General features: G+C 57.9%; 4 protein-coding genes. 2 read left to right on the top strand and 2 right to left on the bottom strand.

Features of this window, described 5'->3' with window-relative positions:
* Positions 1 to 349 precede the first annotated feature (349 nt).
* Positions 350 to 1,567, bottom strand: a complete 1,218-nt coding sequence (locus ABSG47_RS18830) for an IS256 family transposase (protein ID WP_424171410.1) — start codon at positions 1,565 to 1,567, stop codon at positions 350 to 352.
* Between the two features lie 242 nt (positions 1,568 to 1,809).
* Here ABSG47_RS18830 and ABSG47_RS18825 point away from each other — a divergent pair, with 242 nt between their 5' ends.
* Positions 1,810 to 3,357: a hypothetical protein gene (locus ABSG47_RS18825; RefSeq protein WP_424171408.1), complete on the top strand. Its 1,548-nt coding sequence runs from the start codon at positions 1,810 to 1,812 to the stop codon at positions 3,355 to 3,357.
* A 72-nt stretch (positions 3,358 to 3,429) separates the two neighbouring features.
* Here ABSG47_RS18825 and ABSG47_RS18820 read toward each other — a convergent pair whose 3' ends face one another.
* Positions 3,430 to 8,130, bottom strand: a complete 4,701-nt coding sequence (locus ABSG47_RS18820) for a 2-oxoacid:acceptor oxidoreductase family protein (protein ID WP_424171405.1) — start codon at positions 8,128 to 8,130, stop codon at positions 3,430 to 3,432.
* Between the two features lie 578 nt (positions 8,131 to 8,708).
* On the opposite strand from ABSG47_RS18820, the gene ABSG47_RS18815 reads away from it, so the two are divergent.
* Positions 8,709 to 9,688, top strand: a 980-nt coding sequence (locus ABSG47_RS18815) for a hypothetical protein (protein ID WP_424171402.1), incomplete at its 3' end; no start/stop codon positions are given.

The following is a 9,688-nucleotide window of genomic DNA, read 5'->3' as shown; positions in this document are numbered from 1 at the left end:
CATGGTGACCATGTGCGTAGGCGGCGGCATGGGAGCGGCGGGGATTTTCGAGAGGCTGCAATGAAGAGATAAAGAAAGCATGTTTGCAAAGGGTGACAGATAAATGATCAGGAGGAATCTGATATAGCAATCACATACTTGCTTTACAGAGAATTGTAGGGTGACAATTGATTCATGCCTGAAAATTCTGAGTCTGCGAGTAAAAGGCCTCCACAACTTTTGTGGTGGAGCGTGGGCTGTACCATCATAAACATTGCGCTAGATGCAACGTTGAATAAGTATGCAAGCTACTGGCCGAGGTAGTGTCCAGCAATTTGTGTAAACGATCATAGTTAAAGTTGTTTGTTGGTTAGCCGCATTTCTGTGGGAAGCGAGCTTCCCACAGAAATGCGAAGCGTTGCAGAGCCTCTTTCCATCCCTGGATGGTGTGCCATTTAGCGGCCAGGTTTTTGAGTGCCAGGTACATCACTTTCAGGGCCGCATCCTCTGAAGGAAATGCGCCCCGGGTTTTGATGGCCTTGCGCAGGCTCATGTTCAGGCTCTCGACGGCGTTGGTGGTGTAGACGATCTTGCGGATCTCGGCCGGGAACTGGAAGAACGGAATGATCCCCAGCCAGTTCCTGCGCCACATGGCACTGATCGTGGGGTACTTCGGGTCCCACCTGGCAGCAAACATCTCCAGTTGCCGCTCGGCCTCTTCGGCCGTGGCTGCCCGGTAGATCGACTTCAGTTCGGCTGCCACCTGCTTGCGCTCCTTCCAGTTCACGTAGTTCAAGCTGGCCCGTACCATGTGCACGATGCACAGCTGCACCGTGGTCTTCGGATACACCGTTTCGATAGCCTGCGGGAACCCCTTCAGTCCGTCCACACAGGCGATGAAGACATCCTCTACGCCGCGGTTCTTCAGCTCCGTCAGCACCTGCAGCCAGAACTTGGCCCCTTCGTTGGCCGATGTCCACAGGCCCAGAACTTCCTTCTGCCCCTCCATCGTGATGCCGATGGCCACATACACGGCGCGGTTCTCCACCCGCCCTTCGCTGCGCATCTTTACCACCAGCGCGTCCAGATACACGATCGGATAGACCGGCTCCAGCAGGCGCGACTGCCAGGCCTTCACTTCTTCGATCACCGCCTCGGTCACGTTCGAGATCAGCGTCGGCGACACCTCCACCTGGTACATCTCTTCCAGATGGCCCTGAATCTCGCGCGTCGTCATGCCCCGCGCATAAAGGGAAAGTATCTTCTCGTCGAAGCCAGCAAAGCGTGTCGTACCCTTGGGCACCAGTTGCGGCTCAAAACTCCCTGCTCGATCCCGAGGCACCGCGATCTCAACCGTGCCGAACTCACCCTTCAACCGCTTGCTGCTGGCCCCGTTCCGGCTGTTGCCGCTGTGCCGGCCCTCCACAGCGTGCTTCTCATAACCAAGATGAGTGGTAAGTTCCGCCGCCAAAGCACGCTCCACAAGAGCCTTCGTCAACTGCTTCAGCAGCCCGTTTTCTCCGGTTATATCCTCAGGGCCCTTGTACTCCCCAAGCAACTTGTCGATCAGTTCCTTGTCCAAAACCATCCGGTCTCCTCTCACCCTGTTGTACAGAGTTCAAAAGACCGTTTACACAAAAAGATTTACACCCTCAAAAGCGGGACATGGGGCACCCATCGGAATAGGTGGAACGCGCTCCACAAAGACCTGTGCCACCCGCCTATCTAAATTATTTGGGGGCCACTCGCCCAGTTCTGCTAAAGTTTATCCACCGTTATGGGAAATGAGGCATCCTGGCTCTGCAACGATCCATTGAAAAGTGGGGCTGTATGAGTGTGCGCAAAGTTGCTTTGATTGTGTTCTTGAGTTTAGCGTTGTTTGCTCTGCCAGCTACGAGCCAAACAGCTACAATCACAAACTCGGACATCACGAGCATGGCTAGGGCTGGAATCGGCGACGAAACGATTATCGCTGCTATTCAGCATAGCCCAACGAAATTTGACACCTCGCCTCAATCGCTGATTCTTCTGAAGAAGGCAGGCATTTCTGACCGCGTATTAAATGCAATGCTGGTGGCTGGCAATCGCCTGGCACCTACGGCGAAAACCCCAAGCGCACAGAAAAGTACGGAAGCGCCCGTCGTCGACAATCATGATGTGCCTACAGCAGATGCAGACAAGGGTGATGGTAACAGTCAAGCAAGGGCCGCTTTTGCTGAACAGGCAATCAGACAGGCTACTAAACTTACCGATGCGGCCGATCTTTTTCGCAAGGTTTTGGACGCGATTGGCCCAGCTGACCAAATATCAGGTGTTCTATCGATTCGGCGTAAAGTAAAAGTAGATGTGACCGTGATTCCTTCAGGAAGGGCAGTTTCCTTTGAAGGAGAGGCCACTCGCGTCTACCCTTTCGATTCCGCACAAATCAGCACAGTGGAAGGCAAAACAGAAACGCTTATCGTAACCGATAAATTCGGCTATAGGGCCGTTGGAGACGACAAGAAAGAGTTGACTCGGGCCGAAGTCGTTGAGCAGTTGGAACTCATGAAGGTCGATCCAGTCTATGTCGCCCAACATTCAAAGGAATTTCTTGCTGAATTAGCATGTGACGCCAACGCGGCAGTTACACAGTGCAATCAACTTCGAATCACGGAAATCATCCACCCTGCGGTAACTGCTGTTTGGTCAATTGATCCGCAAACGAAGAGGATACTGTCTGCGCATACTCAAATGCCCATGATCGAGCAGCAAACAGATTTGTCCGACTATCGTCTTGTAAATGGGATCTATAGACCCTTCCATTACGTCGTAACATCGAATAATCGGAGGTCCGAAGTATTTGTTCAACAATATGAGTTCAACACATCTGTGAACTCGTCGCTCTTCATAAAGCCCACTTTCCCGACCGCCCCGCCAACACCGTCACCAGCCACCGCTATAACCGCGACGACGAGACTGACTATCCGCGTTCTCCAAGAAGAATCGGTTCCTTATGTACAGGAGTCCGGGGGAGGGATTTCAACTACATGCAACATCGTTGGAAATGCAAATACATCCGCTTATGTGAATACTTACGGTAACAGCGCATCTGGAAACGCCACAACCAACTGGAACCAGAGTATGCGCTGCAATTCATACGACACAACCATGCGTTGGCCGCACGTTCTCAACGTCATGTTCGTCCAAGCTTCCAATGGAAATTCCTATATTATTGGCTGCGATAGGGCTTGGCGCTGGTCAAAGTGTGTTCCCCTACGAGCCGGTGATACTTTCAATGCACAGTTCACTGGAAAGGGTATTGAAGTTGAAGCCGTGAACTCCAAAGGGAAAGAGAAAAATCCAACATATAATATCTTGCGATCGGCAGTTTCTCGCTAGGTGTTCGACTTCGGGCTCAAATATAAACGGCGGGTCGATGGCCCGCCGTTTGTGCTTAGCGATTGAGTTGGTTCATGCCTTGGCTGGGACCAGGTTGCCTAGTTTTTCCTGGACCATTTCGTTGGCGTGGGCGAAGAAGTCTTCCGTGCTGATCTTGCCTGCGTCTACGTCGGCGAGGATTGCCTTTTGCGCTATATACTCGCGGTTGACTACGCCGGCTTTGGACTGCAGCATGCGCCATGCTTTGCGGCGTTCTACGCAGAACATGACCAACTGACGGCTGAGGGCGTAGTAGGTCTTTTTGCCTTCGTTTTCTACTGTGAGGTAGACGCCGAAGTCGGGGATGAAGGAGCGGTGTCCATCGATCAGGTAGCGGCGGTAGACGACGTCCTGCTGGGTGATGCGGACGAGCATGTTATCGAGTGTTATTAGCTTCTCGGCCTGCTCGGGCTTGACCTTTTTGAGGTGGTTGCGGAAGCGGGCTTCTGTGGTGCACCAGTGGGCCACGGTGTAACGGCTGGTTTCGCCGGTGGCCTTGTCCTTGGTCTCGTACCAGTCGAGATCCTTGGCTGGGTTGCCGGTGATGTCGAGCGCTTCCTGGTAGCTCTCGCCCTTGCGCGGATCGAAGACGAACTCCGGTGCGCCGCGTGAGTCGCGGACGCGCTGGGCCTGGTGGAGCGCCATGTCGTCAGCTACGCCGTGCTCCGGCTGGCAGGTGGTGAAGGCCTGCAGGAACATGGTGCCGCGGTACTCAAGGCCGTCGAGGATGGCGCGGTAGAGCTTGGGCGCGTTGGCCATGGAGACCTGTGCGATGAACGGTGAGCCGTGGCCGGCGAGGAAGGTTTCCGCGACGGTCTTCTTCTCAGTGTTCTTGCCCTGCGTGGCTGCGCCGAAGGTGTTCATGTCGCCGCCGCCGAGCATGGGGGTGGAATCCGAGTTCTGGCCGCCGGTGTTGGAGTAGACCTGGGTATCGAGCATGAGCGCCTTGACGTTGGGGCGGTTCTGCAGGATGACCTTGGACATGTTCTGGTAGCCGATGTCGCCCATGCCGCCGTCTCCGCCGACAACCCAGACCTTGGGGAGCTCGACGATCTCCTTGTCGGTCATGAGCGCGTCAGTGAAGTGCGTGAAGTGGTAGTAGGTTTCCGCGGTGAGGCCCTTGCCGGCGAGGATGGTGTCCGTGAGGCGCTCGGGGAGGACGGAGCGGCGGGCGTGGTCGACGATGAAGCTTTCTCCCATGAGCCAGCCGATGGTGATGCCGTCCTGGAAGAGCGAGTTCATCCACGGGTAGGGGTGGGGGTTGTTGGGCGTGGTGGAGCCGTAGACCGTGTTGCAGCCGGTGTGCGCGGCCATGGCCATGACGTTCATGCCGTTGGCGAGGCGGCCATCGACTGGCTGCAGGGACTTGTGGTTGAAGGCTTCGGTGAGCAGGACTGCCGCAAGGGCTTCAATGAGCTGCGCGTCTGTGATTTCGCCGTTTGCCTGCTCGTAGGCTGCGATGCGGCCCTTGGTGTCCTTATCGTCCTCGCCGCCGAGGCCGAGGATGAGGTGCTGGACGCCTTGCTTGAGCAGGGCGTATGCGGCGGGGTCGGAGGCTTTGAGGGCTTCGAGCTTGGCTGCGCCTTCTTTTTCAAGCTGGCCGGCTTTCGAGACGAAGCGGTCGGACTTGGCGTGGTAGACGGGGCGCATGTAGGCTTCCGTGACTGCGGCGATGGAGCGGAGGACTGACTTTTCACCGCAGCCGGCGCAGGCGCCATCGCCGGAGACGAGGGCGTCGTAGTTGGTGCGAACCATGAGCATGTTGCGCAGGGTGGCGGTCTTCGAGTCTGCCGGGTTGGCGGCGTTGAAGAGGCCGAGGTACTTCTGCGAGGTGTCTGGCAACAGATTGAGGAAGGCTGTTCCGGTTTCGTGCTCGGTGTTGACCTCCTCGGTTTCGGCTACCATCTTGAGGGCCATGTGGTCGCCGCAGGCGGTGACGCAGGCTGCGCAGCCTTTGCAGAGATCGGAGACAAAGATGGAGAAGATGCCGCCGGAGCCGGGCGACTTGCGCTCAGGCGAGGAGAAGATGGCGTTGACCTTCTGATAGGCCATCGGGACTTTGTCGAGGATCTGGAAGAACTGGGCTTTGGATTCGGCGCTGAATCCGTTTACGCCTTCGGTGACTTCCTTGAGGATGGTGGGGAGCGGCGTGCCTTGCTTGATGTCGGCCAACATGCGGGCGCGGGTTTGCTTTTCGATTTCAGGCAGCGCGGTGATGAACTTGCGGCGCTCGCCGTCGTCAGTGACGTAGCGCGTGACGGCAGTCGAAAGCAGGGTACCGAGGTCCTGCGAGGTATTGGGCAGGGCTGTGTCGGGGCAGACCGAGATGCACTCCATGCACTGGGTGCAGTTTTCGGGGATGTAAAGCGGGGTTTCGCGGCGGGCGACGTACTTGGATGCTGTATCGCCGGTGGCTGCTGCGATTACGCCCATGGCCGAGAGCGGCGTGGCTGGCTGGTCGTAGCCGAAGTGCGAGCGGAACTCCGCGTCGAAGGCATCAATTGAAGAGATGGGCGGACGGGCTGCCTGGCCTTCTGGCGGTGGTGTGCTGCGGCATCCGCCGGTGGTGCAGCCGCCTGCGCTGCCTTCTGAGTGTGTCGCGAAGGCGGGGACGGCTTCAAGGATGGGCAGGAGCGCCTGGCCGCGGAGGGTGGAGCGATCGGTGGCGGCTAGCTCGCCGACCTTGATTTCCGTGACGTGCTCGAAGCCCTGCGTCATGACTTCCATGTTGGAGTTGACGACGGCTTCGCCGAGCTTGCCGAACTTCTTGACGTACTGCTTGCGGACGACGTCGCGATACTGCTCCTGCGTGATGCCGAACTCGCCGAGCAGGCTGGAGACGGCGAAGAATGCGCCGAGGAAGGCGTTGCCCTGCATGCGGAGCTGGAGGTCGGCGCGGTCTGTGGCCTTGCGGGCGATTTCGAAGCCCGGAAGGGTGAAGACGCGGATGTTCTTCTCGATGATCTGCTTGCGGGCCCAGATGGGGAGGTTTTCCCATGCGCGCTCGCCGTCTACGTCGGACTCCCAGACCAAAGCGCCGCCCTCTTGAATGCCGTCGAGGGGGTTGGTGTGGGTGAAGGCTTTGGGGTCGCAGCAGAGGACGGTGGTCACGTGGCGGAGGTCGCAGTTGACGCGGATGCGGTCTTTGGCGGCGACCATGAAGTAGCTGGTGGGCGCGCCCTTTTTCTCCGAGCCGTACTTGGGGTTGGCGCTGACGTGGATGATTTCCTTGGGATTGCCTGATTCATCGACGACCTTGTCGCGCTCGTAGAGAAGATCGTTGAGGTCGCCGATGATTGCGCCGAGGTTTTTGCCGGTGGTGATGGCGCCCCAGCCGCCGATGGAGTGGAAGCGGACGGCGACTGCGCCTTCAGGCAGCAGGGAAGGCATTTCGTCGGCGACGACGGAGTAGGGGTGGTCGATGCCGAGGACGATGAAGGATTCGTTGTCGGCTGCGGTCTTGCCGTCGCGGCGGGCGCGGCCTTCGACGGCGAACTGGTATGCGCCGATGATGTGCTCGGGACGAAAGTCGCGGGAGCCGAGGCCGTAGGTGCCGGCGTAGATGCGCGGGACTTCGGCGAGCTCGATTTTGGGGATGCCCGCGGTGCCTTGTACGGCTTTCGAGAGGGCGGTGCGAATGTCGCGGCCGAGTGGGTTGTCGCCGGAGAGGGCTTCGTCTGTGCGCTCAAGGATGATGACGTTCTTCTTGCCGCGCAGGGCTTCGACGACTGCCGCTTCCGGGAAGGGACGGATGACGTTGACGTGGATGGAGCCGACGCTTGCTCCGCGCGTTTCACGCATGTAATCGACTGCGGCTTCAATGTTTTCCGCTGCGGAGCCGAGGGAGACGAATACGGTTTCTGCGTCTTCGGTTTTGTACTTGGAGACGAGGCCGTAGTAGCGGCCGGTGAGGTCGCCGAAGTCTTTGTATGCGGCTTCAAGGAAGTCGAGGATGGGCTCGGCGAAGTTGTTGCGGCGGGCCACGATGCCCTGCATATAGTGTTCCTGGTTCTGGACGGGGCCGAGGAGGATGGGGTTGGCGAGGTCCATCATCTTGGGGACACGGCGGCGGGTGGGTCCAAAGAGGACGCGCTGCGCTTCTGTCGGGCAGTCGATGATGTCGTCGGGGCGGCCGAGGTACTCGCGGATCAGGTCAGACTCGTGCTTGTAGAAGGTGCGCTCAAGGTGGCTGGTGAGGAAGCCGTCCATGATGTTCATGCCGGGGGTGAGCGAAAGCTCGGTGACGCGGCGGAGGATGAGCGCCTGGTCGGCGGCCTGCTGCGCGTCCTTGCCGAAGATCATGATCCAGCCGGTGTCGAGCGCGCCGTAGATGTCGTCATGGCCGCAGTGGACGTTGAGGGCGTGCTTGGTGAGGGCGCGGGCGCCTACTTCAAGGACCATGGTGGAGCCCTTGCCGGGGGCGTGGTAATACTGCTCGACGCCGTAGACGATGCCCTGGCCGGAGGTGAAGTTGACCACGCGCTTGCCGCAGACAGAGTGGGCGATTGCGCCGCCCTGGGCTGCGTGCTCGCCCTCGGTTTCAATGGCTATCGTGTTGCTGCCAAAGACGTTCAGGTGGCCTTCCGCATAAGCCTGCTGAAAGAGCTCGCCGCCCTCCGTCGAAGGCGTAATGGGGTAAAAAACGCCGGCGTCGGCGATGCGGGTCTCCGTGTGGTATGAGACGAGCTGGTTGCCGTTGGCGGTGATGCGGATTCCGGGATAGCGAGCTTTCATTGAATTCCCCCTTGGTGGTCGAACCTGAACTATGGGCCTGATCTATCTTTAGCGCTGCTTAAAGCTGTTGTTGCAAAAGAACTTGCGTTCTGTCTGCCGCTGTTTCGTCTTGCGGTCTTGAACCGGGCTGATTGCCAAGTTCAGGACGGGCCTCAGTGCGATTTTGTGACGTACTCCGCTGGAGTGGTATGGCCTTACCTTTTCCATGCCCGCACTCCTTGCTGAACAGTCTATTTGCCTCGGCAAACAGGCGGAAAGTGGCAGTGGGACGCATTTCCCGCATTGCAAGCTGTCTATTAGTATGTACTCTTATTTGTGGTACGGTGTTCCATAATATGGTAAATGGGCAGATTTCTTGGAAGTATTTCAGCGCGGCTTTGAGGTTGTTTTTATGGGATTACGAAATGGCATGAAGAAGCAGTGTTGCGGAACTCGTTCGTATTTTTTGTCGATCACTTCTGACAAGCCGACTTTCTATGAGACTGATCTGACCAGCCGCGATTTGCCCCTCGCTACTTTGGTGAGCAAATTCGCCTTCAGAATTGGGGATTACGCGTGCGCCTGTATCCTAAATCTCGATGATCGGAGCTCAGTCGTTTCTCTTTCTCGCCTTGGTCGCCAGTCAGTTTGCTTCGGGCGCGACTGACCCTCTGATTCTGCGCGTTGGCAATATCGCTTATACGGTAGACCCGAACACCCTTGGAATTGATGCGCGGGTGGACGGTGCTGCGCCGCTGGCTGTCATGCCGCCGTTGCATGAGTTTGCGAGAGTGACGGTCGTTCCGGACGGGGCGGGTTGGCGCTGGATTGATGTCGAAGGGCGGGTTATCACCCTATCTATGGAAAGCAATGCCTTGCATTTGACGATCTCCGGTGCCGCAGGTTCGAGCCTAGCCTGGTCGATGCCCGGCGTAGCTTCCGGCACCTGGCTTGTTCCCGACGGCGAGGGCATAGCCTACAAGGCTGACGATCCGTTCTGGCGTGCAAAATTCAGAAATGAAGACTGTCTCGCGGGCACGTCGCGGCTTTCTTTTCCGGCCTGGAGCTACCTCGAAGGCACCCGCGCCGTCACTTATGCGCTGGTGGACGGCCTGGAGTCAAATCTTTGCCTGCACGATAATGCTGGTGTGCAGGCTCGCCTCACGCACGATTTTGTCGCCGGGGCAGAAACCCTTGACTTGCTCTTTGCGGTGCGGCCCGCCGACCTCCTAGCGCCCGCTTTGTTCTATCGGCAGATGTTGAAAGAGCGTGGACAATTCAAATCCTTTGCTGAGAAGGCCGTCCCCAAACTGCCGCGCTTGTTCGGAGCACCACAGGCCTATGTCTGGGGTGACGGCCGTGACGTTTCGTTTCTGGACCAAGTGCAGGCACTTGGTATCCACCATATTGTGTTGAGCTACGACCAGAACCCGCGCACGCAATCGCACCTCGTTGGGCCGGGTTATCTAGCCAAGGCAGACAAATTGGGCTACCTCGCAGGCCCTTATGAGGCTTTTGACAACGCTCAGCCCATGGAGACTGCGGAGGGTCCGTACGCCATTTGGAACGAGGAGCTATA

Source organism: Occallatibacter sp. (genome assembly GCF_049510455.1).
GTDB lineage: Bacteria > Acidobacteriota > Terriglobia > Terriglobales > Acidobacteriaceae > Telmatobacter.
The sequence above is the reverse complement of the archived record's forward strand: the minus strand, read 5'-3'. Positions and strand labels throughout refer to the sequence as shown.